This is a genomic window from Palleronia caenipelagi (genome assembly GCF_007004065.1).
Lineage (GTDB): Bacteria > Pseudomonadota > Alphaproteobacteria > Rhodobacterales > Rhodobacteraceae > Palleronia > Palleronia caenipelagi.
In genome coordinates, this window is sequence record NZ_VFSV01000023.1 from 1 (window position 1) to 21583 (window position 21583).

Here is a 21583-nt window from a genome sequence, read left to right on the forward strand (position 1 = left end):
CTCACGCGGCGGGGTTTCACTGGTGCGCCCTTGGCCCCGGACATCAAGGATTTGGTCATCGTCTCGTCTCCTTTCCCGCGAGGAAAAAATCCTCGCAAACACCCGGGAACGCCCCAGGAAAACTTGGGAAAGGACAACGAGGCCCGTTCAATCGCCGCTTCGGCTCCCGTTGATCCGGCGGGAACTTCGCCAGATCAAACCGTTAGAGCGAGACATGGATCGTCCGTCGGCCCTTCGGGCCTCATGAGCGGATCCACACATAACGCAGCATACTGTATTTCCCCCAAACATCTGTTCTGGAACGAAAAAACGGCAAAAATCGGTAACGAGTGATGCCCGGAAAAATTTTCTCAAACGTTTTCAGAGAGTTGGAGGGGGCGTGTCGCATCTGCGTCGCACCCATGTCGCATCCATGTCGCATCTGCGTCGCATCAGAAATGCTCCTAATGACTATACGATCACCGCTCATGTTCGTCCTCCTGCTCGTGGTCGCGATCTACGTCGGGCCCGCGCTCGCGCTCGAGCCGGGCCATGACTTCCCGGTCCTCTTCGAGATCCAGCTCGAGCTGTTCTTTCCTCTTTTCCGCGTCGGGATAGAGGCGCATCTTTTCGATCTCGTTGCGGGTCATCTCCATGATGGCGAGGAGGTCGTCATTGTCCTGCGGAGCGAGCAGAGCAATGGGTGTTGTCACGTTAACAGTTGCAGGTTTGCGAACTTGCCGAAATCGGCATAGTCGGCCCGGATGTCGACATCGCCTATCAGCTACAAACGCCACCGCTCTCCGCCCGAAATCATCGCCCACGCGGTCTGGCTCTACGTCCGTTTCAATCTGAGCCTGCGCGAAGTCGAAGAGTTGCTGCTCGAGCGCGGGATCGACGTCTCATACGAGACCGTCCGACGCTGGATGGTGAAGTTCGGCCCCGGCATCGCCCGAAATCTACGCCGCCGCCAGGCGCACCCGGGCGACATTTGGCATCTGGACGAAGTCCGGGTCGAGATCTCGGGTCGTGTGTTCTGGCTCTGGCGAGCTGTGGATCAGGATGGGATGGTTCTGGACGAGATCTTGCAATCCAGACGTGACAAACGGGCTGCGAAACGGCTTCTGAAGTCGCTGATCAAGCGCTACGGAATTCCCCGGCGGATCGTGACGGACAAATTGAGATCGTACGGCGCGGCGAAACGCGAGGTGGCGCCCGGCCTCAAGCACCGGTCCCACAAAGGTCTGAACAATCGTTCCGAAAACAGCCATTTGCCATTCCGCAAGCGAGAGCGATGCATGCAGGGGTTCCGATCTCCGGGAGGCTTGCAACGATATGTGTCCTGCCACTCAGCCGTACGCAACCGCTTCTCCGTTCCCGCCCGCCGCCGTTCCGCAGTTCAGATCAGATACCACCGACTGGAAGCCTTCGACGCGTGGAAGGTCGCTGCGAGCATCGCTTGAACGGCGAACACAATCGCCTTCAGGCGACTTGGAACAGTTAATGTGACAACACCCTAGGAGGAGTTATGCGCTACGCTCGCCAAGAAGATTTGCAACGTCTCGCTCTGATAATGCAGGGGTCAGCCGAGGGGATTTCGCTTTCTGATATAGAGCGAGAATTCAGCGTATCCCGTCGCACGGCAGAACGCATGCGTGATGCCGTACGCAACGCCTACCCTCAAATTGAGGAAATCTCCGGCGAAAGTGGTCGAAAATATTGGCGCTTTCCGCCGGGATCATTAGGCCGAATGGCTGAACCGACGCTGGATGAACTGACCGCCGGCCACCGCGCCGCCGCTATTGCGCGGCGTGAGGGCGATGAGCTAACAGCGGAAACATTGGAGCGCCTTTTGGTGAAGGTGCAGGCAATGTTCCGCGAGGATCGCTGCCGTTTAATTGCTGCTGACCTTGAAGCACAATTATTGGCTGACGGCGTTGCATTCCGGCCCGGACCACGAGAAAAAATTTCGCCCGAGACTCTATCTACAATTCGCGAAGCAATCCTTGCAGGGGTTATGGTCTCTGCTGATCATCGCGCCCGTGCTTCGGCAAAGCTTTCACGCAATACCCGGCTCGGCCCAATTGCCATGTTATTTGGTCAAGGGCGCCAATACCTTTTGGCTTGGAGCGAATATCAGGACGATCTTCGACTGTTTGCGCTTTTTGGTTTTGAACGGGTTTCGTTGGAACCTGAGGTCTATGAGCGCCCCAAAGGGTTCGATCTGCAGGAATGGCTATCAGAGAGCTTTGGTGTGTGGCGGGAAGAACCGCTTGATGTCGTCTGGCGGTTTCTGCCTGACGTTGCCGATGAAGCTGCGGGATATCTGTTTCATCCCAAACAGCAGACCAGGCGGATGGAGGACGGGTCACTGATCGTCCGTTTCCGCGCGGGAGGACGGCAGGAGATGGACTGGTATCTGGCAAGATGGGGAGATCAGGTTGAGGCGCAATTCTTGGAGATCTCGGGTAAATCTTCGTCTGATACGACCGAAAGTGACGTGTGCGGGCAGTAGTCTCAAGTCGAATCAACAAAGAAAGAATCGCGCTTGCTTCGGAACAGCACATCTCACCCCCTTCGCATCGACAGCTTGCCTGTTGGCAACGGTCATCTCGGCCTGACCCTGTGTCCCGGTAAAAAAGGCGACAGTGTCTTTGGCGCGGGATGGGACCGCGATCTGGACATTGATCTCGATGCAATCAAGGCTTGGGGCGCGCAAGCCGTTGTGACCCTAGTCGAGGACTCGGAGTTAGAGCTGCTTTCTGTCACGGGTCTTGGCGATGCGACCAGGGCACGAGGTATGGACTGGCACCACTTCCCGATCCTCGATCTGGATGTACCAACGCCAAAGGCCAAGGCGCGCTGGCGCCAATTGGCGCCCCGCCTTCATAGCATTCTGGAAACTGGCGGCCGTGTGCTGGTCCATTGCCGAGGGGGACTGGGGCGTGCGGGAACCGTTGCAGCCCTTCTGCTGGTTGATCGCGGGCATCCAGCAGGCGAGGCCATGGCCCTCGTCCGTGCCGCGCGGTCAGGAGCCATTGAAACGCCGGTACAGGAACGCTTTGTTCGCGACTACGCCCGACATGACGGGCTGTCGTTTATCCGACTGCACGCCAGCCTTCTGGGTGGGGCGATCGGCGACAGTTTGGGTGCCGATATCGAATTCCTTTCTCTAACCGAAATTCGCCGTCGTTTTCCGACCGGCATTTCGGAGTTGCCAAGACACATGGGGTTGCACGGCGCAATCACAGATGACACCCAGATGACCCTGTTCACGGTCGAAGGGATCATCCGCGCGCAGGTCCGCGGCATTCTCAAGGGTATCTGCCACCCGCCGTCCGTGATCCATCACGCGCTGCTGCGTTGGTTCAAAACCCAAGGTGGCAAACCGCAGGTTCAGACTGATGATGTGGGACTGGTCAACGACCCGCGCCTGCGGGTCTGCCGCGCGCCTGGCAATACCTGCCTGTCATCCTTGGCAGCGAGCGCGCATTTTGGGGACCCTGCGCGAAACAACAGCAAAGGATGCGGCACCATTATGCGTGTGGCCCCGATCGGATTGATGTTCCCCCGCGAACAGGTCCGTGCGATGGCTATCGAGACATCTGCTCTGACGCATGGCCACCCAACCGGCCAGCTTGCAGCTGCAGCCTGGGCGGAAATGCTTGCCGATGTGACGGCAGGTGCCGACCTTGAGGAGAGTGCGACCCGGACTGCAGAAACCTATGCGCGACTGACCAAGGGCGAAGAGACTGCGCGGGCAATCCAGGCTGCGCTCCGCGCGCCGCGGGACGGTTCGGGAGAAACCGTTGAATCTCTCGGTGGCGGCTGGATCGCCGAGGAAGCGCTGTCCATCGCGCTTTATGCCTGCCTTGCTGGAGGCTCTTTCGAAGAGGCTCTACTGATTGCGGCTACCCATGGTGGAGACAGCGATTCAACAGCGGCGGTTGCCGGGAATATGCTGGGTCTGCTTGATCCTGCAGCTGTGCTTCAACACCGTTGGGCCGAAATCGTTGAAGGGGCAGACATCATCTCGCAGCTGGTACGGGATTACAGGGAGCTTTCATCTGACAGTGGTGCGGCAGAGGATCTCTTCGAGGTTTATCCGGGCGGTTAGACACATGGGGAAATATCCGAAATGTATCGATTGAGACTTCGAAAGAGAATGACAATAGTCACACAAGCCATTGATTCAAAATAATTTCCCATTACAGTATCAAATTGCACAGTGAGCCCGAAATCCATGTTCTACCCTTTTCTCGTCGCCGATCCCCGCTCCGGCCTACATTACCGTCTGACCGATACCGGTCTTGCAGAGCTATCACTTGCCCCCAAAGCCCAAGAATGGGCGCCGGGGCGAGTGATGGCGGAAGAGCCTCACCCGGTGTGGCAAGAGAGCTTGGCCAATGCACCGGTCGAGACAATGTCGGCCGTCAGCGCGGCGTTGGAAGGTCTGGTGCTGGCCACTGCCGATCTGCGCGTTCCATCAGGGGGCGCGATGGGCGACAGCCGTGCAGGACGACATCTGGATGCTCTGATCGCACTTTGGCGCAAGCTGGGTGACGCATTGCCCGAGGGGCTGGCCGCGGTCCGCCATGTTCTGGACCTGCCGCATGGGCGGTTTCTTGACCCATTGCAGGTTGTTGAAGGGTCCCTTGACCCGCATGCACCAGCCGCGATGAAGGCACTTTATGGAAGACTTAAGGATGAATTCGGGGCTGTGGCTGCGCCGGCCAAGGCGCGCGCGGCGCGTGAAGGATCGCGGCTGCACGCTTTGCAGGGTGGGGTAGCCGAGGCAGCAATCGAGGCCAGGCCAAAGGATGGCAGTCTCGCCTTTTATGGTCTGCGCGATGTGGCTGCCTGCGCTGATTTTGCCGCCGCCCGCGCGGGTGCCCTGATCGAAAGCGGTATCGCGGCGCGGGAGATTGCTGTGCTGGCCTCTGGTGACCCACGCCAGATCGCGCGTGCATTTGCCAAGCAGGGCGTGCCGATTTCCGGACTTCCCGCCAGCCTGCCAGAGCGCGACATCGTTGGTGAAACAGCACTTCAACTGGCGTTAGCCAAGCGCACACCCACACCTGCGATGGTCTTTGCAAGTCTCGCATTGTCACCGCTGATGCCATGGTCAGCCCAAACCGGGCGCGACCTTGCCGAAAGCATTATGAATGGTGACTTTCGCGGCGATGTCCTGTCGCCCACCCAAGCGCACAAAGACCTCTGGACGGACATGCGCGCCTCAGCCGGCAGCCTTGCGCAACTGCGTTTCCTGATCGACCGTATCTGTGAGCGCATTGCGCAAGGGAACAAGGTTCGAGCCCGTCTGTCGATCCCGCCCGGCGAGGGTAGCCCAGACTGGGAAGCTATTCTGCGCGGTATCCAGATTGCATCCCCGTCAAGTCCCGATCCAGAGCGCAACCTTGAAGGTGTAAGCCTCTGGTCTGCGCACGAAACTCCGTGGCGGCAATGCCGACATCTGATCATCACGGATTTCACCGACGGTCGGTATCCGACCCGGCCTCGCGCCAACCCGCTGTTTCTGGACAGCGAAATCACTGCAATTCGAACCACCACCGGTTTGCAGCTTCGCGGGAGGGCAGAGGGTTTGGCTGAAAGCCTCTTCCTCTTTGACCAGCAGCTTCAGGCGGTTGCGGAGTCTGTGACATTTCTGGTCCCGTGGCGCGATCTGTCGGGCGTGCGGCAGCAACCTTCAGCTGGGCTATCACTGGTCGCACGCGCAATATCGGATGTAGAAGAAGCTCATGATCTGATCCTCGACCTGTCGCGCCTGCCGCCTGGCGACTGGCCTGTGGCACATCACCGTCTGCCACCGTTGCCGGAATCGGACGAACTCCCCGAGGCGCTCTCGTTCCCAGGCCTCGACCTGTTGGCGCTCCGTCGCAAAGATGACGGAACAAGCAAACCTCAGTCGCCCTCACGGCTTGAAACACTTCTGGTCAGCCCGCTGGCATGGCTTCTGGACGAGGTTGGCGCGGGCGACATGTCTTGGTCCGCTGAGGAACTCGATGTGATGGCCAAAGGCAACATTGCCCATGACGTGTTTGAACATGTGTTCCTGAAGGACCAACCCCTGCCAGAACCTGCGGCACTGACCGCTGCAGTTGCCGAGGCCTATGATCGAGCGCTGACCCGCCATGCTGGGTTTCTGCGTAGCGCATCATGGGAAATGGAGCGCAGCGGGCTCGAGCGTGAGATCCTTCAGGCGGCGCTGCGCTGGCGCGAACATCTGCTGGCGCTCGGCGCAAAAATCATCGGCAACGAGATCTGGCTGGCGGGTGAGGCGCATGGCATCAACCTGCACGGTAAGGCTGATGCGATCCTTGAGTTGCCAGACGGTACGCTGCTTGTCGTCGATCACAAGAAAAGCGGCACATCGGCCCGGCGCAGGCGAATGGATGCCGGGTGGGATCTGCAAGCAGGGCTATACCGCGACATGCTCGCCCGTCCTATCCGGCGCGACGGCGACGGGATGGACCCGCTGATTGGCCGACAGGTCGGTATTGCCTATCACCTTATGAATGATGGTGGGCTCTTAACTTCCGGGCATGTGCCTGCAGAAGGATCTCCCGCCCGCGACATGGGCGACGCCGTCAACGATGCGGCTGTTGCAATGCTTGCTGAACGGCTGGCTCAGCTAGGGGCCGGCCGGGTGGTGCTGAATACCTCAGCCGATGAGGGCTTTTTCAAGAAAGAAGCAGGATTCACGCCCTATGCGCTGACCGATGGCTCGACCCTGGTTACCGCGTTCATCCGCCAGATCGAGGAGGTATGACCATGGACGGAGCAGATTCAGACCGAGGGTTGGTCATCGTTCCCGCCGGCGCGGGCGCGGGAAAAACCCATCGTATCAAGACCCAGCTTTCTGACTGGGTGAAGCGCAAGATCGTACTACCCGAACGCATCCTTGCGGTGACCTTTACCGAAGCCGCTGCGGGCGAATTGCGCGAACGTATCCGGGCGGGTCTTCTGGCGGACGGGCTGGTCACCGAGGCTATGGCCGTGGAGCGCGCATATGTCTCTACCATCCATGGCTTGGGCCTGCGTTTATTGACGGAACATGCGCTGGCAGCAGGTGCATCGCTGCAACCCCGTCACCTTGGCGATGCTGAACGCGAGCTGCTGATCCGGCAGGCGCTGGCCCATGCGAAATCGCTTGATCATATCAAGGCTGAACCCGAGCGGTTCGGATATCAGCCCAACTGGCAAAAAGGCGAAACGGTCGAAGATTCACTACGGGGCCGAGTTCTGTCGATGATCGACCTGTTACGGGGGCTCGGCGACAAAGGCCGTGATCCCGGGCTGATCGCACCCGCATTGACGCGGCTCGATGAAATCTACGGCAAGGTGATCGCAGACCCCACAGCCGCCCGTGATGCGTTGGCGAAGGCGGTTGCTACCATGCTCACGGCCTTTCCGGTCGGTGGCATGGACGGCGTCACAGCCAAGGGCCCCCGCGAGACGCTGGAAAACAATCTGGCCCTGTTTCGCCGTGTCGAACGTGATCCGGCGATGCTGGATCGGGACTGGAGCCTTTGGCAGTCCCTGCGCAGTCTCTTCACTTCGAACAGCCGTACGAAAACGCCAGAGGGCTACGATGACCTTGCTCTTGCGATCATGCAGGCTGCCGAGGTGCTGCCTTCACATCCCGGCCCCTTGGCCGATGCGAAGCTGCACTTTCAGTGCCTGATCGCCTGTGCGCAGGAAGTGATGGAAGCTTATGAGACACGCAAAAAGGCGCTTGGGCTGATTGACTATGCCGACATGATTGCAGGCGCCGAGCGGCTATTGCGGACCGATCCGGCAGTGCGACAGGCCGTGCTGGATGAAATCGACTGCGTCATCATCGACGAATTCCAAGACACCAACCCGGTGCAATTCGCGCTGCTCTGGCAGCTCGGTGCCCGCGCGCCGCGCACCCTGCTGGTGGGGGATGTCAAACAGTCGATCATGGGTTTTCAGGGCGCTGATCCGCGCCTGTCTCAGGCGCTGGCGGCGGCCAACCCCGATGCGACGCAGCCCCTTGACCGCAATTGGCGGTCTACACCGGCGGTGATGGACTTCGTCAATGCTATGGGCGCCGGGTTGTTTGGCGCAGGCTACAACCCGTTAGCCCCGACGCGTGATCCTGTGTCCGGTCCTGCCTTAGAGGTTTTGAACATCGTCAAAGGCCGCGGGGTAAGAAAGTATTCGAAGCCGCAAGAGCATGTTGCAGAGCGCATCGCCCAGATCTTGCAGGTGGGGGAAACGATCACCGACCGGCACAGCAAGGCCCCGAGGAATGTGCGCCCCTCTGACATCGCTCTTCTGGTCTGCCGGCACGCGACCGCAGCCCGCTATGCCGAGGAATTGCGCGCTCGCGGCGTACCTGTCCGCATTGCCGAGGATGGCTGGGCGACAAGCCCGGTTGTTCAGGCGGCTCGCGCGGCGCTCAGCTATGCCGCGAACCCAGACGATACGAATGCCGCGCTGGTCCTGCGCACCCTCGGCCCCGATCCGCTCAGCCTACAAGCCGCCATGCAAGCGCAGATCCAAGGGCGGTTGGAGGATGATCCGGTCCTCCTGCGCCTGGCGGCGCTGTCGGACCGACTTGCTCGCTTGCCGATTTCCGATGCAGTGGGCCTGGTGATCAATGCTTCTGGGCTGCGTATCTGGGCTGACCGTCAGCCCGACCCAGCACAGGCGCGTGCAGACCTTCTGCGGCTTGAAGCCGAAGCAAACGACTTCGAATCCGCGCACCGTGATCTCAAGGCGGCAGCCGGTTTCCACGGCGAAAGCGCCAAGGTGTTTCTTGGCTGGCTGGATGCCCGCGCCAGTGAGCGCGATTTCGACCGCCGTCCCGACCCCGCCGCCAACAGCGCCGAGGCGGTCGAGATCGTCACATGGCACGCCAGCAAGGGGCGTGAATGGCCGATCACCGTGGTTGCGGAATTCGACCACGGGATCGAAGACTGGCCGGGCAGCACCGCGACCCGGTTCACCGCGCTTCACATGATCGACGATATGGACGCCGTGCTGGCCTCGGCCGCACTGATCCACACACCGGGATTTGCCGCCCCAGAGGCCGAGCGGCGGTTCATTGAGGATCGGCGCTCGGATTTCGAGGCAAATGCGAAGAACCTTCTTTACGTCGCCATGACGCGAGCACGGGATCGGCTGGTGTTGGAGTGGCCAGGCTTCCTAAAAGATCGTCATGAGGAAGCTCCGGAAGCCAAGTGCCTGTTCCATGTTTTCACGGATGCCTGCGCGCCGCAGATCGGTGGTGATACACTGCGCATCGGCGGGATTGAGTGTCCGGCCATCATCAGGCAGTTGCCCGAACACGCGGGCTTCACCGCGTATTCGGACGCCGAGATCACGGATACACCACGGCTCGGCCGCGATACCCCCTTGCCTGCTGTGGACTTGACCCCTTGGAGGTTGCAGCCATCGCAAGCTACCACGGCCCTGTCTGCACCAGAAAGCCAGGGTATCAAATTGGGAACACCATGGTCCCGTACAGTTAGTGACGCGGCCCGTGGGACAGCGATCCATCTTGCCTTGCGTACTTGCCTGACGCGGCCTGATCTTACTGAATCCCTGCCCGCGGCTACCGGGTTGGACGATACAACTCTGGAACTGGTCGCGGAGCGGGCGACAGTGCTGAACGCCTGGCTTGCGGCCGATGGCTACACCGATCTGCTTTGTGAAATCCCTCTTCTAGGACGTACTAAAGAGGGTGCGGAAATTCCCGGAATGATCGACCTGCTGGCAGTTGGGCCGAAGGGATGCCTGTTGATCGATCACAAGACCGGCGGTGCAGGTGAGGGTTTTGGACTCTACTGGCCACAGCTCTCCAGCTACGCCGCACTGGTGGAAAGACTGTTCCCGCAGCATCCGCTTCGGGGAGTGGCCGTGTTCTGGGTTGACCATGGTCTATTGGAATTGGCCAAGCCACAATATCTCGGGGAGGAATCTGACCTCACCGTATCCTGTTAATACGTGAGTAGCCGATGTCCTACCTTGCCTGGATCGATTTTGACCCTGAAGAACGGCGTAGAGCTCAAACCCTCATAGATCTGTTCAAGCAGCCCGAAGCACGTGATGAGCTTGGTCTGGGTACGATCCGCGACGGGCTGGCTGATCTCCTCTTTCCGGGCACCAGCACTATTCAAACACGGATACGCTACATGCTGTTCGTTCCTTGGATCTATCGGGAAGCACAGCAGCGAAGGGCAAGTCAAGCAGAGCGGACGATGATCGCTCGTGAGCTCGAGTTCGAACTGAGCGAAGCGCTTCTGCGCGGCGGAGAGCGCGAAGATGTGATCGGCCGCCTCGCTGGACGGAGCCTAAAGAGGCTCCCGTCGAGCGTCTATTGGGCTGGCATTTATACGTTAGGCATCCGCACATTAGCGGGTAATCAGGCGACATTCTTGTCCTATGGGAGCGAGAGTCTAAAGGATCATGACCTCAGATTATGGTGCACAAGTCTCCCCGATGTGCCCGAAAAGCTATTCGAGCAAGTGAACTTTAAACTTTTGACCAAAGAGGCAGATTTCCTGCGTGATCGAATTGCTGCTAGTGCCAAAACAAGCTTGCTGAACGAACTGGCCTCGAAACAGAAAAAATTCAGCGAGGATTGGGCTTGGCAAGTCCACGAGGACTCGGTGTCCGACCGGAATCGATCCATTATCCGTCATGCGGAGCGCTTTTCGGGTGTGATGCACGGCGCAAGCATCCTCTACAATCTGCTGCTTGCATTGCGAGCGACGGAGCGCCCTAATGCCAAGGCGCATGGCGAAGCAGCCACATTGGTCGAAGAATACCGACAATCGCTTGAGACGTGGCGCGGAGAGCTTAAGCATCTCGCGCTTCAAAGTTGGGACTTGGACGACCTTTTCCAGATCGTTGGAACGACTAGTCACAACCTTACCCAGTCCTCTCGGGATTTCGTTCGAACCTGGCTCGAAATTACGCTTCAAAGCAACAAGTCACTGGAGAGAGACCAAGAAGCCATCGATCTTCTGAGGCAGCGCGAACAGACGTTGAAGCGGATGAAGGGCCGGTTACTTCACGATGCACCCCTAGAACGCTGGTCAGGCGCTTCAGGTCTCGCACGGCTGGATTTCCGCTGGGCAGTTGCGCGCCGCTACCTAGGGGAGCTTGTAGATGTCGGCTGACTCGCCATTCGACCCTGAGAACCGTGAACTCTATACTGCACTCGTGCGTGCACCGGATGGCTACAGCTTCGGGCATGCCATTGCCACTACGTACTCGCTCGATTTTGAGACGGCGCTTGCCATTCCGATTAGCATCGTGTTCCGCGATGCGGAGAACAGAGACGAAATGATGCGAAGCCCTCTCGCGTTGCTGCAGAGTGTCGAGCGGATGGCCGACCGCATCGCCGTCTACTGCGATCGAGGCCGCATAAAGGAGGCAAATCCGAATACTGCGAGGCTGATGGCACTCTACGAGAAGACCATTGTGGAGGTCGCGGCCCCGGGTGGAGGCGCATTCCATCCAAAGCTTTGGTGCATTCGATTTGAGCCCCAAAAGAAGTCCGATCCTGTTCGAATGAGAGTAGCTATCCTTTCAAGGAATCTCACAAATGATCGCTGTTGGGACCTCGCATTGGCTCTCGATGGTGCCGTACACGATGAAGAGAATAATGGTAACTGCCCACTCACAAAGTTGCTGCGCGCCCTACCAAGGCTAACGAATCCAGCCACCCGACCTGCACCTCCGAAATTCTTGCCTTCGCTAATCTCGGATTTGGAACGAACTTGGTGGGAGGGTCTCCCTGCGGGTGCAACAAAGGTCAGCTTTGCGGTCAATGGCCTTGATGGTGACGGTTGGGTGCTTCCCCACGGCGAAAAGCTTGCGGTTCTTTCTCCCTTTGTCACCGCTCCCGTGCTCGAAAGGCTCGCCAAGGGGTACGGATCGAGAGAGAATCGCCAACTCATCTCGCGGGCAGAGGAACTCGACGGCATAGATCCGGAAGTGCGAGAGCGTTTCTCGGTCTCGACGCTCGATGAACGTGCAACTGAGTATGAAGCCGAGGCGACGGATGGGCCGAAGTCGTCAGATCTCGAAGGTCTTCATGCAAAAGCCTACCTCGTGGAACGAGGATCCCGGCTTCAGATACACCTCGGTTCGGCAAATGCTACCACGGCTGCGACGATTCCAACCAAGGGGGGGAAGACGCAAAATGTCGAGGTGATGGCAACATTGGACGGCCCGAAGACGCGCATGGGTACAATCGACGATGCCCTTTTCTCCGAAGCGTTTCAGAGGTTGCTTGCGATTTACACGCCGAGCGATCCACCGATCCTGGACGAGGCCGTAAAGGCGGAAAAGAAGCTGGAGGAAATAAGGGCGGGCATCTCGGCGCTGCCACTTGATCTCTGTTGTTCTGAAGTGGACGACCTGATCCAACTTGAGCTGCAACTGGCCACCAAAGACAAGCGCGTTTTGCTGCCGGATGGCGTCAGATGTTTTGTTAGGGCGATCACAGTTCCTAATGAACAGGGATACGATGCGAGCAGATTGCTGTCTGGTTCTGATACAGTGCTTGCATTGGGTGCTGTACCTCTTGGCGATGTTACACGCTGGCTCGGAATTCGACTGCTCCATGAGAAGACGAAGGTGGAACTGACGTTCACACTTGGAGCGCGCTTGGTCGGCGTTCCAGAGGGCCGTGACGCAGCCGTTCTTCGTGCCCACATCGCGAACGTCGGCAACTTCCTACGCTATCTCAGTCTGCTGCTCGGCACGCTTGGTGAGGGAAGCTTTCTGGAAAGCGATACGGGTGGCGAAGGTCAGTGGCTTCGCAGCTTGGGCGATGGAACCACTTCGCTTCTCGAGCCGATGGTGCGGGCGCTGAATCTGGAAAGTGGCGAGCTAGACGAGATCGGCCGCCTGATCGAGCGGCTCGATGACCCGGCCGGTAACGAAACCATTGTTCCAAAGGATTTTCTCGCGCTGTGGAAAAGCTTCGAGCCTCTTATAACGAGAAAGAGGGGGCGCAGGTGACCTATAGTGCTGACGAACACCTTGCGTTGTTGAAACCGTTTCAGAAAGCGACCGTAGAATACGTTTTTCGAAGACTATTTACAGATCCGTCCCCGACAGATCAGTTCTTAGTCGCTGACGAAGTCGGGCTGGGCAAAACCATGGTTGCCCGCGGTGTGATTGCAAAGACCATCGAACAACTGCAGGGCAAAGTCGATCGCGTCGACATCGTCTACATCTGTTCCAATCAGGCTATTGCTGAACAGAACATCAAGTCGCTCAATGTGGTGGGCTCTGCAACCAAACCTCTAAACACCCGCCTTACGCTGTTGCCGCTTGAGATCGAGAAGGAAGGCGGTATTGCTTCCCGACCCATAAATTTGATCAGCCTCACCCCTGGAACTGCATTAGACCTCAAGTCTTCCCTTGGAACTGCGCCTGAACGGGCGCTGATTTTTGAAATGCTCCGTGCGCGGATAGGTTTGCGCCATCGCGGCATCCAACGAGTGTTCCGTGGCGGCGTTTCTGAGGAGAACTGGCGGGGCTGGACGACATGGATCCGGGGTGAACGGATCTCGCAAGACATCGCTGATAAGTTCAACCGGGTGGTTGATGATAAATTCATAGAAAGGCTTCGTGAGGCGGCGGACCTTGCCAGGCGGCACAAGCATCCCACTTATCCCGACGACCAGCGCCCTGCCGCGATGATCGGTGAGCTGCGACGAATGCTTGCGAAGATCTGTGTGGATGCTTTGACACCGGATCTCATCATTCTCGACGAGTTCCAGCGCTTCGCTGAACTCCTGCACGATCATGATGACGAGGTCGCGCCTGAAAAGGCAGCGGCCGCTGAATTGGCGCGAGCATTGTTTTCATACAATGGGGAGGATGGATCGAAGGCGCGGCTTCTGCTTCTGTCCGCCACGCCTTATCGCATGCTAACGCTTAGTAGCGATGCACCAGAAGAGGGCGAGCACTACGCCGATTTTTTACGGACGATGCGCTTCCTTTTCGGCGATGTTGAAGGTCCAGCGCGCGTACGGGAATTGAAAAGCGAACTTGCCAAGTTCAGGCGATCGCTCCAGTCGATGCCGAGTGCTCGAGCGATAGCAATAGAGCAACGGGATAGATTACATGGTATCCTGAGCCGGGTCATTGCCCGCACTGAGCGCGTCGATTCTACCGAAGATCGCAATTCTCTTGTCCAAGAAGTCATACCCGAAATAGCTATCGACACCGATGATCTTCGAGAGGCGAAAGCAGTAGCAAGAGTTGCAGAACTCGTTGGGGCCCCCAGCATCATCGAGTATTGGAAATCGGCGCCTTATCTGCTGAACTTCATGCGGGGGTACAAGCTACGCGATCGGCTTCAAGCGTTGAAACCAAATCCGGCCGCCGCGCTGCGCAAGGCAATTCGAGAGGCCTCCCCACACTTCATCAGCAAAAAACAGATTGAAGATTATGCCGAGCTACCATTTCGCAACGGGAGGATGCGTGCTCTAGCGGATCTAGCGTTCAATGAGGCGCTTGATCGATCGCTCTGGATCCCGCCGTCGCGCCCCTCATTCGGCATGCCAAAGTCCGGTACCAAGGCGTTGGTATTCTCAGATTGGTCGATGGTGCCAGATGCGATCGCTGCTTTGCTTTCGCACGAGGCGAGCCGGCGCATGGGTATGTCGCCGGACCTTGTCAGCAGGACTAGTAGGCCAATTGGTGTCGATGAACTTATGCCGATGCTCTACCCGTCGCCCTCGTTGGCGGCACTTGTTGATCCTCTCGTGTTGGAGCGGCGGTTCGGCCGAGCTGAAAGCTATGAGATTTTGCACGCTCAGGCCTGCATGGCTCTGCGTGAGCAGCTTGCGGTGGATGCAATCGCAGAACTCGCTCAATCGAACGACCGAGTCCTCGCGCTCGCACTTGACAGAACGCTCGGGCGCGAAGTGGGCTGGTCCAGAGTCGGAGTCGTTGACCATGATGGTCACGATGAACATGGAGCAATGGCTCGAACCATCGCCACACTTCGAGAGGCACTCCAAGCTGATGAGCGTCAGGGTAAAATCGACCCTGACACAGTTGTCGAAAAGCTAGCCAGCCTTGCGCTTGGCTCGCCTGCGATATGTGCACTTCGAGCTCTTTCGCGACTTTGCCCGGAGCTCGCCGTAGACGACCCGGAATTGATCAGCGCATCAATCGGGATCGCACTCGGTTTTCGGAGCCTATATAATCAGCCTGAAACCCGCGCATTGCTGGCCGAAACCTCGCCTCTAAATTATTGGCGCGACATCATTAAGCACGCCGCGCAAAGCGACCTTCCTGCGGTTCTGGACGAATATCTTCAACTCGTCCTGGAAACCGAACGCGCCGAAAAATTAGCTCCGAAGGATCGTGCGAAGGTCATCGCTTCAAACGTTATTGCTGTGGTCGCCTTGCGCCCTGCACAGATCACATTGGACCACTGGTCGACAAAAGCGGGGCGTCTGTATGAACAGACCTTCGAAGTGCGTGCCCGTTTCGCCATGCGTTTTGCAACAAAAGCTGAGGAAGAAAAGGGGGTGCGCCGAACATCCGCAGTCCAGGCGGCTTTCAAGTCGCCGTTCAGGCCGTTTGTTCTCGCTTCCACATCAATTGGACAGGAAGGATTGGATTTTCATCCCTACTGCTCTCGGGTTGTGCACTGGAATCTCCCTCGGAATCCTGTTGATATTGAGCAGCGTGAAGGTCGGGTACACCGTTACAAGAACCATGCAGTTCGGCGCAATGTAGCCACTGCTTTTTCCGCAACTCCGCTTATGACGCAGACCAGTCAATCACCATGGGTCTCCATGTTTGAGGACGCACAAGATTATGAGCTATCAAACGGTCGCCCGGGAGACATCATTCCGTACTGGGTCTACCCAGGTAACCACAAGATTGAGCGGATCGTCCTCATCCCGCCATTCAGCCGCGAGACGGAGCGCTACAAGGATCTTATCAAATCTTTGGCCACTTACCGGCTGGCCTTTGGCCAGCCGCGCCAAGATGAGTTGATCAGCCTCTTCTTGGGTATGGACGAATTTGTCCAAGAACTATCGGAGCTTCAGATATCGCTAAAGCCGGGCTGACGCGGCACGCCGAAAAGTGCGTTTGCACACCGGGAGGATAGGAAGGCAAACCTGTTCCCTCATGCAGGCGCTTCACACAGAGCGTTCAGCTCGCTGCACGCCACATCCGGTACCGCCCTTCCCCCGTAACTTCTCGGATTAAGCCTCGCTTTTCCATCCAGTTGAGGTTGCGCTGAACGGCGGCACAGCTTGCGCCGGTCAGGGTCTCGGCCATCGGTGCGGAGACAAGTGGCCATTCGGTCAGTGCCGTGCACAAGGACGGGGGCGTGCGGCCCGAGAGCGCGCTAATCTCGTCTTCCGCCCGCGTCGCCCACGTTTCGATATCGTCGAGGTGCCGCATCGCTGTCAGGAATCCCGCCTCCATCCCGTCTAGCCACCGTATCAGACGGTCAGTGGGTGGGCCGCCGGCACGCAGCCCCCCTGCTCCGCCCATGGCCACAGGCGCGAATGCCGCTCCCCTGCACTCACTGGCCGCGATCCGCGCAGCAGTGACAGCTGCTTCCACTCGGTCACCGTGTTGTCCGAGGCCCGCTAGGCCCCAAAGATGAAAGCCCATGCAAGCACGCGTGATCGGGTGGAGCTCGGCCGCGGCTGCCATTACGTCCAGCCATCCGCCCGCGCGATCTTAGAAACGCTCGGCACTGCCTTCGATGTTCTTGGGATCACGGCGATCCAGAAAGGCTGCTAGGTCTATCTCTGGCCCGGGACCGCCTGTCAGGCGCCGAACAGCCCATCCAATCCGTGTCAAGGCATTTGGGTCATCCTGTGACCCCGATAGCCGCATCCACATCCAAAGCGCCAGAAGATCAGAACTCACCCGATCCCCTGCGAACCAGCTAAGGTCCGCTGCCTCGATAAGAGCGAGGCGATGTCGCCAGCCTTCCGAGCCACGCAGCAGCCTGTCATCCAGAGCACCTAGGCGTCCAGCCACGCGTGCCAGCCGCGCAGCGTGAAGCCCCTCTGCCTTTGCCCAGTCATGGGCGACAGCGGTGTCGGGGGGTTCCGCACGCGGTCCGGGAGGCAAATCATCCGGTTCTTCTTCGAGTGGCCCAGGCAGGAACCAGAGATCGTCTTCGTGAGCCTCTTGATCCTCCTCATTGGTGATGAGGGGGTTGTCGTAATCATCATTCAAAGTAGAGGCTTGAGTCTTCATGTGTGCAAAATAATGATTTTTTGCACATTACCAAAGCATTTTTGTGGCTGCTGCCTGCGCCCTTTATATAGTACGCGCACGCGACTGCCGGCGGAACCTCTCAGATCGCGCTCAGCGCAAGGAAACCAAGGCATTGTACGCCAGCACGACGAGAGAACACTCACCTGCATTCGTTTACAATCGACCGTTTATTAGTGGGACCCTAAACTGCAAAGAGCTCTGCCCCATGCCCCAGATCGGCTATGCCCGCGTCTCCACCGAGGTTCAGACCCCCCCTGCCCCAGGTGCAGGCCCTGAAAGCCGCCGGATGCTCCGAGATCCACGATGAGCACGCTCGGGGCTAAACGAGGCGCACCGCTGGACTCAGGGCCGTCTCCTGCGCACCGCAAATGTCTATGTCCGCGCCGGATTTCTGCTACCCGAAACCCTGACCCACGCAGACCGCCGCGCTACGGACGACCGCCTCAGCGCCCTGGTCGCCGCCATCAAGGGCGCCGACCCCGACATCCCCCTGCAAGCCATCTGCGACCGGCTCGAAGCCATGCGCGAACCCACACCAAGAGGCCGCAAAACATGGCAGCCTTCGTCGGTGCGGATGCTCCTGCAAAGGGCTGAGAATCTGGGGATGCTCTGAGGGTCAGATAAACCTTGGAGAGTGAGCGGGCGCCCTACCCCAGACCGTCGATGAGAGACATGATCGCCTGCTCAAGTCGCGCACGTTCGATAGCGGAGAAGTCGCGGTCGACCTTTATCTCAAGTCGCCCCTGCGACGCTGTGCACTTCACCTGACCGGCGCTGGACCGAAGGTGAAAGGTCGTTTTCGTCTTCGCAGCGCGCCCGGTTCGGGCTTTGACATCCGGTGCCTCCAGCTGCTCCACGACGTCACCAAGAGCGTCGGTCACTGTAAAGCTCCGCAGCACCTCAAGCTCATCCGCCACGGCACGCGTATCCCACCCGTCCAGTCGCTCGCGGATCATCGCGACAATCTCGGGCCGGGATTTGATCTCCCGGGCCAGGGCCACACCGAGGGCGCGCGGGATTTCGGTCGGGTAGGCCAGCACATCACCCAGACGCTCCAGGAGCGCGGCAAAGGAGCGGATATAGCTGCGCTTTGAATAGGGCGCTGACTGGAATAGCGCGGCAACGGCGGCGGAGAGGTCCATCGCTTCGGTGGCCGGATCCGCCGCATAATTCATCGCGGCCTGCGCCATCTCGGCGAAGGACAGGTCCTTGCGGATCACGTTTTCATCGACCATGCGGCGATAGAGCCCGGCGATGTCGGCTTCGCCCGGCATGATCAGCGCCGGGATCCTGTCCCAACCGCCCTGCCCTTCGCTCTCCAGCGCGCGATATGCAGCGAGCCGCCGGTAACCCTGGACCAGCTCGTAGCCGCTGCCATCCGGACGCGGCACAACCCGGATCGGGTTCGACAGACCTACCTCCCGGATCGACGTCACCAGCTCGGCCAGTTCGGCATCCTCGCCGGGCATCCGGTCACGGGTCAGCATATAGGTGTGGATATCGCCAAGAGGCAATTCCTGCACCACATGGCCGGCCTCCCGCAGCGCCACAAACTCGTGGGCGAGCGCATCGTTCTCTTCGCGGATAGCATCCTGAGCGGCCTGACGCGCCTTGAGCGCCTCGGCATTTTCCGCGATGGCACTGGCCATGGGACCACGGCGCGGAGGTGCGCTCGTGTCCGGGGGAGGGGCCTCGGGCGCGTCATCGGGCAGAGCGATGTCGAACATCCTGCGTTTGCGCGTCATGTCTCAGCTCCTTTCTCGGCGACCTTATCCGCGGGTAAGGTCGTGTCGGACAGTGCCCGCCAGTGGGGCAGCATCGTGTCGCGGAACTCGCCATAGGCTTTGTCGAAACTGCCACGTGCGCGCCGCCAGGTCTCCCGGGTCATATCGCGATAATCCATCTCGTAGATCGAACTGAGGAAACGTCCGGATTGCTCGACCGCCCGCGTCATCTCGATTGGGCTCTCTGCCATCCTGTCACCGAAGACTTTACCAAACGCGTCATACATCGCGCGGTGCAGGTCGTTCCCCGGCTCATAGCGGGTCAGCAGGAAGCGAATGTCGTGGAACACCTTGGGCAGCGTGACCTTATCCGCGGATAAGGTGCCCTCGAATCCATAGGAGAGATCCTCCAATGCCTCCGACAACTGGCCGATAAAACTCGTCGTGCTGTCATATTCCCAGTAGCCCGGACCGGAGGGGATATAGAGCATGTCCGCCGCAAAGACCGCATTCATCGACTGGTACCCAATGGCCGGCGGGCAGTCGAAAAAGATCAGGTCCCACTGGTCGTCCGGCAACTGGTCGAGGAACCGACTGACCGCCGCAAAGAACGACCACTCCGGGTTCAGGTGCCGGTACTGGGCGGAGGCGAACTCGACGAAGGCCGCGTTCGCGCAAGAGGGGATGACATCGATGGTCGGCCAGTTAGTGGGCTGGATGAAATCCGCCAGCCGCAGATCCTGTAGCCCGAGGTCGGTGATGCTCGACGGGATCGAGCGGCGGGGCAGCGCGGTGCCGCTGGCCGCACCGCTGGGCGCGCTGTTCTGGGCGTTCGTCTCCCGCACAAGATCCCGCGCCATGATGCCCCAGACCGTGTGCTCCTCACTGACATCCGTCAGACCCATGGAATGGCTCAGGGTCGCCTGAGGGTCGAAATCCACGCAGAGCACACGGTAGCCATCCAGCGCCGCCGCATGGGCAAAGTGCAGGGCGACCGTGGACTTGCCTGCACCACCTTTAAAGTTGGCGATCGCCGTCCGGAAGGCCCGACCCGCCGGACGCTCCGGCATCAGCGGTTTGCCCTTCGGCCGCAGCTTGCGCCGCAGGACGTTAATCTCTTCGAGACTGAACCAGCGCTGCCGACCATCCGGTTCGACCTTACCCGCGGGTAAGGTCGGATCCGCCGCCATGCGCCCCCGGAAGGTGGACTGGTTCATCCCGAGGATCAGCTCGGCAACCTCCCAAGATGAGAACCGCCGGAGCGTCTTCACGTTCTCAGGAGAAAATGTCTGCTGTCGGATCCACCCCTGCATCTTGAGGGATTTGTTCTGAAGGTCTCTCAGATCTGCGTAAGTAAGCATTTTGCCTCGGACGTTATTTCCTGCCTCATTCTGATTTACGCCGAAGTTGCGACTTCTGTCGATATCTTTATATTCAGGTTAACCCACACCGCAGACGGTCTAGGCTCGCCGAATCGCCCAAACCCCGACACCCGGCCCCACCCCGGCGAACATGTCGGCATTTAGGGGACACGAAAGAAGGACTCGCATCCCGATGGGGGGACGTCGAGCCACAATAGGGGGACATTATAACGTCACCCAATACCATTGATACCAATTTTGTAATTGCGCATTTTCAGGTCAAGGGTCACCAGCATCGCGAATCCTTGACAGACAGCCCCAAACCAACGTTAATCAGCTCAACGATAAGAAAAGCGTCCGCACAAAGCGCATACGCGCCCACCGGGCAGATCGAGGCAGAGCAGTGTAGCCGAATCCTACATCAGGGTTCGGATCGGGAGCAGATATGCAGGCGGTTCATCCCATCCATACGACAAAGAAGGTCGTCGGCCCAGGTGCGTCGTCGTTGAAATACGATATCCTGACAGCGCTTCTTGTAACCGGGAATTGCTCTGACACCGCCGAAGCCCGGCTTGCCCCCAGACTTGCGCTGATCCTCACAGCGCGGTTCAACTGGCGGCGCGGTACCTTCCGTGTGGGCCAGCGTGAATTGGCCCGCATGTGGGGCGTGACTGAGCGGACGGTGAAGCGCGAACTGTCAGTCATGCGCAGTATGGGCTGGATCGCTATCGCGGCTCCCCCCGCAAGAGGGCGGGTCGCGGAATACAGCCTTGATCTTCGAAACATTCTCCAAAGCACGCGGCCGTTCTGGACTGAAATCGGGCCGGACTTTGCTGCGCGCATGGACCCTGATGCCTGTGACCCACAGGCCATGGAGACGAATGTTGTCCCGATCCGGCGGGACCCTGCCGCGTTACCTTCCGAGGACGGCACAATCTGGCCGTCTGCGGCCCGGGCATTGCGGGATCATTCCGCTCAGCTGTTCGAGGCCTGGTTTGTGAAGCTCGTCCCGGTTGGACAAGATGGAGGCGTCTTTTCCTTCACCGCTCCATCGCGGTTTGTGGCGGACTACGTCCAGACCCACCTGTCCCTCCGTCTGCTGGCCGCTCTTTCAGCGGCAGATAGCAGCATCAGAGAAATCCGCGTTTTTCCGGCGCAGTAAGGAGTCTGGACAGGGGATACCGGGCAGAGAGCGACTCCGCCCTGTCTTGGCCTTTCCGCGGTGACTCGCGGGGCGGA

The 21583-nt window shown here is 59.1% G+C and carries 13 protein-coding genes and 2 pseudogenes; 11 read left to right on the forward strand and 4 right to left on the reverse strand.

Annotated elements, in window-relative coordinates; all coding sequences use genetic code 11:
* The coding region (locus tag FEV53_RS21240; protein ID WP_221931614.1) for a hypothetical protein at window positions 1-333 on the forward strand (333 nt) is incomplete at its 5' end.
* 125 nt (window positions 334-458) lie between these two features.
* Here the strand turns inward: FEV53_RS21240 and FEV53_RS12670 are convergent.
* On the reverse strand, window positions 459-692 hold the full coding sequence (locus tag FEV53_RS12670) for a hypothetical protein (RefSeq protein WP_142835197.1): 234 nt from the start codon (window positions 690-692) through the stop codon (window positions 459-461).
* 51 nt (window positions 693-743) lie between these two features.
* Between FEV53_RS12670 and FEV53_RS12675 the strand changes: the two genes are divergently transcribed.
* The 8 genes from FEV53_RS12675 to FEV53_RS12710 all read left to right on the forward strand — a co-directional run bounded on the left by FEV53_RS12675 (window position 744) and on the right by FEV53_RS12710 (window position 16085).
* The gene (locus FEV53_RS12675; protein ID WP_142835198.1) at window positions 744-1442 is read left to right on the forward strand and encodes an IS6 family transposase; all 699 of its coding nucleotides are present in this window, start codon (window positions 744-746) and stop codon (window positions 1440-1442) included.
* A 65-nt stretch (window positions 1443-1507) separates the two neighbouring features.
* Entirely contained in the window at window positions 1508-2494 is a 987-nt protein-coding gene (locus tag FEV53_RS12680) for a helix-turn-helix transcriptional regulator (protein ID WP_142835199.1), read from the forward strand.
* 33 nt (window positions 2495-2527) lie between these two features.
* Window positions 2528-4096, forward strand: coding sequence for an ADP-ribosylglycohydrolase family protein (locus tag FEV53_RS12685; RefSeq protein WP_142835200.1), 1569 nt, complete (start codon window positions 2528-2530; stop codon window positions 4094-4096).
* 126 nt (window positions 4097-4222) lie between these two features.
* Window positions 4223-6769 carry a PD-(D/E)XK nuclease family protein gene (locus tag FEV53_RS12690; RefSeq protein WP_142835201.1) on the forward strand — a complete coding sequence of 849 codons (2547 nt, stop codon included), beginning with the start codon at window positions 4223-4225 and terminating at the stop codon, window positions 6767-6769.
* Window positions 6770-6771: 2 nt separating this feature from the next.
* The gene (locus FEV53_RS12695) at window positions 6772-9972 is read left to right on the forward strand and encodes a UvrD-helicase domain-containing protein (protein WP_246100810.1); all 3201 of its coding nucleotides are present in this window, start codon (window positions 6772-6774) and stop codon (window positions 9970-9972) included.
* Window positions 9973-9986: 14 nt separating this feature from the next.
* The gene (locus FEV53_RS12700) at window positions 9987-11153 is read left to right on the forward strand and encodes a DUF6361 family protein (RefSeq protein WP_142835203.1); all 1167 of its coding nucleotides are present in this window, start codon (window positions 9987-9989) and stop codon (window positions 11151-11153) included.
* Entirely contained in the window at window positions 11143-13005 is a 1863-nt protein-coding gene (locus tag FEV53_RS12705) for a phospholipase D family protein (RefSeq protein WP_142835204.1), read from the forward strand. Before FEV53_RS12700 ends, FEV53_RS12705 begins: the two co-directional genes overlap by 11 nt.
* Window positions 12957-16085, forward strand: coding sequence for a C-terminal helicase domain-containing protein (locus tag FEV53_RS12710; protein WP_221931615.1), 3129 nt, complete (start codon window positions 12957-12959; stop codon window positions 16083-16085). The genes FEV53_RS12705 and FEV53_RS12710 overlap by 49 nt, the downstream gene beginning before the upstream one ends.
* Window positions 16086-16170: 85 nt before the next feature.
* Here the strand turns inward: FEV53_RS12710 and FEV53_RS12715 are convergent.
* Window positions 16171-17238, reverse strand: a pseudogene (locus tag FEV53_RS12715) (hypothetical protein).
* Window positions 17239-17578: 340 nt separating this feature from the next.
* Between FEV53_RS12715 and FEV53_RS21535 the strand changes: the two are divergent.
* Window positions 17579-17872 (forward strand): annotated as a pseudogene (locus FEV53_RS21535) (recombinase family protein); the annotation flags it as partial.
* A gap of 34 nt (window positions 17873-17906) precedes the next feature.
* Here the strand turns inward: FEV53_RS21535 and FEV53_RS12725 are convergent.
* Together FEV53_RS12725 and FEV53_RS12730 are read right to left on the reverse strand one after the other, a co-directional pair.
* Complete coding sequence (locus tag FEV53_RS12725) at window positions 17907-19004, reverse strand: ParB/RepB/Spo0J family partition protein (protein WP_142835205.1); 1098 nt, start codon at window positions 19002-19004, stop codon at window positions 17907-17909.
* Window positions 19001-20344 carry an AAA family ATPase gene (locus tag FEV53_RS12730; protein WP_142835206.1) on the reverse strand — a complete coding sequence of 448 codons (1344 nt, stop codon included), beginning with the start codon at window positions 20342-20344 and terminating at the stop codon, window positions 19001-19003. The genes FEV53_RS12725 and FEV53_RS12730 overlap by 4 nt, the downstream gene beginning before the upstream one ends.
* Window positions 20345-20789: 445 nt before the next feature.
* Here FEV53_RS12730 and FEV53_RS12735 point away from each other — a divergent pair, with 445 nt between their 5' ends.
* Entirely contained in the window at window positions 20790-21506 is a 717-nt protein-coding gene (locus FEV53_RS12735; RefSeq protein ID WP_142835207.1) for a DnaA N-terminal domain-containing protein, read from the forward strand.
* The last annotated feature ends 77 nt before the right edge of the window (window positions 21507-21583 follow it).

Bases quoted from the DNA above. Each gene is read 5' to 3' on its own strand.
- FEV53_RS12675 (WP_142835198.1), top strand. From the start codon at position 744: ATGTCGACATCGCCTATCAGCTACAAACGCCACCGCTCTCCGCCCGAA.
- FEV53_RS12690 (WP_142835201.1), top strand. From the start codon at position 4,223: ATGTTCTACCCTTTTCTCGTCGCCGATCCCCGCTCCGGCCTACATTAC.
- FEV53_RS12725 (WP_142835205.1), bottom strand. From the start codon at position 19,004: ATGACGCGCAAACGCAGGATGTTCGACATCGCTCTGCCCGATGACGCG.
- FEV53_RS12680 (WP_142835199.1), top strand. From the start codon at position 1,508: ATGCGCTACGCTCGCCAAGAAGATTTGCAACGTCTCGCTCTGATAATG.
- FEV53_RS12695 (WP_246100810.1), top strand. From the start codon at position 6,772: ATGGACGGAGCAGATTCAGACCGAGGGTTGGTCATCGTTCCCGCCGGC.
- FEV53_RS12700 (WP_142835203.1), top strand. From the start codon at position 9,987: ATGTCCTACCTTGCCTGGATCGATTTTGACCCTGAAGAACGGCGTAGA.
- FEV53_RS12735 (WP_142835207.1), top strand. From the start codon at position 20,790: ATGCAGGCGGTTCATCCCATCCATACGACAAAGAAGGTCGTCGGCCCA.
- FEV53_RS12730 (WP_142835206.1), bottom strand. From the start codon at position 20,344: ATGCTTACTTACGCAGATCTGAGAGACCTTCAGAACAAATCCCTCAAG.
- FEV53_RS12705 (WP_142835204.1), top strand. From the start codon at position 11,143: ATGTCGGCTGACTCGCCATTCGACCCTGAGAACCGTGAACTCTATACT.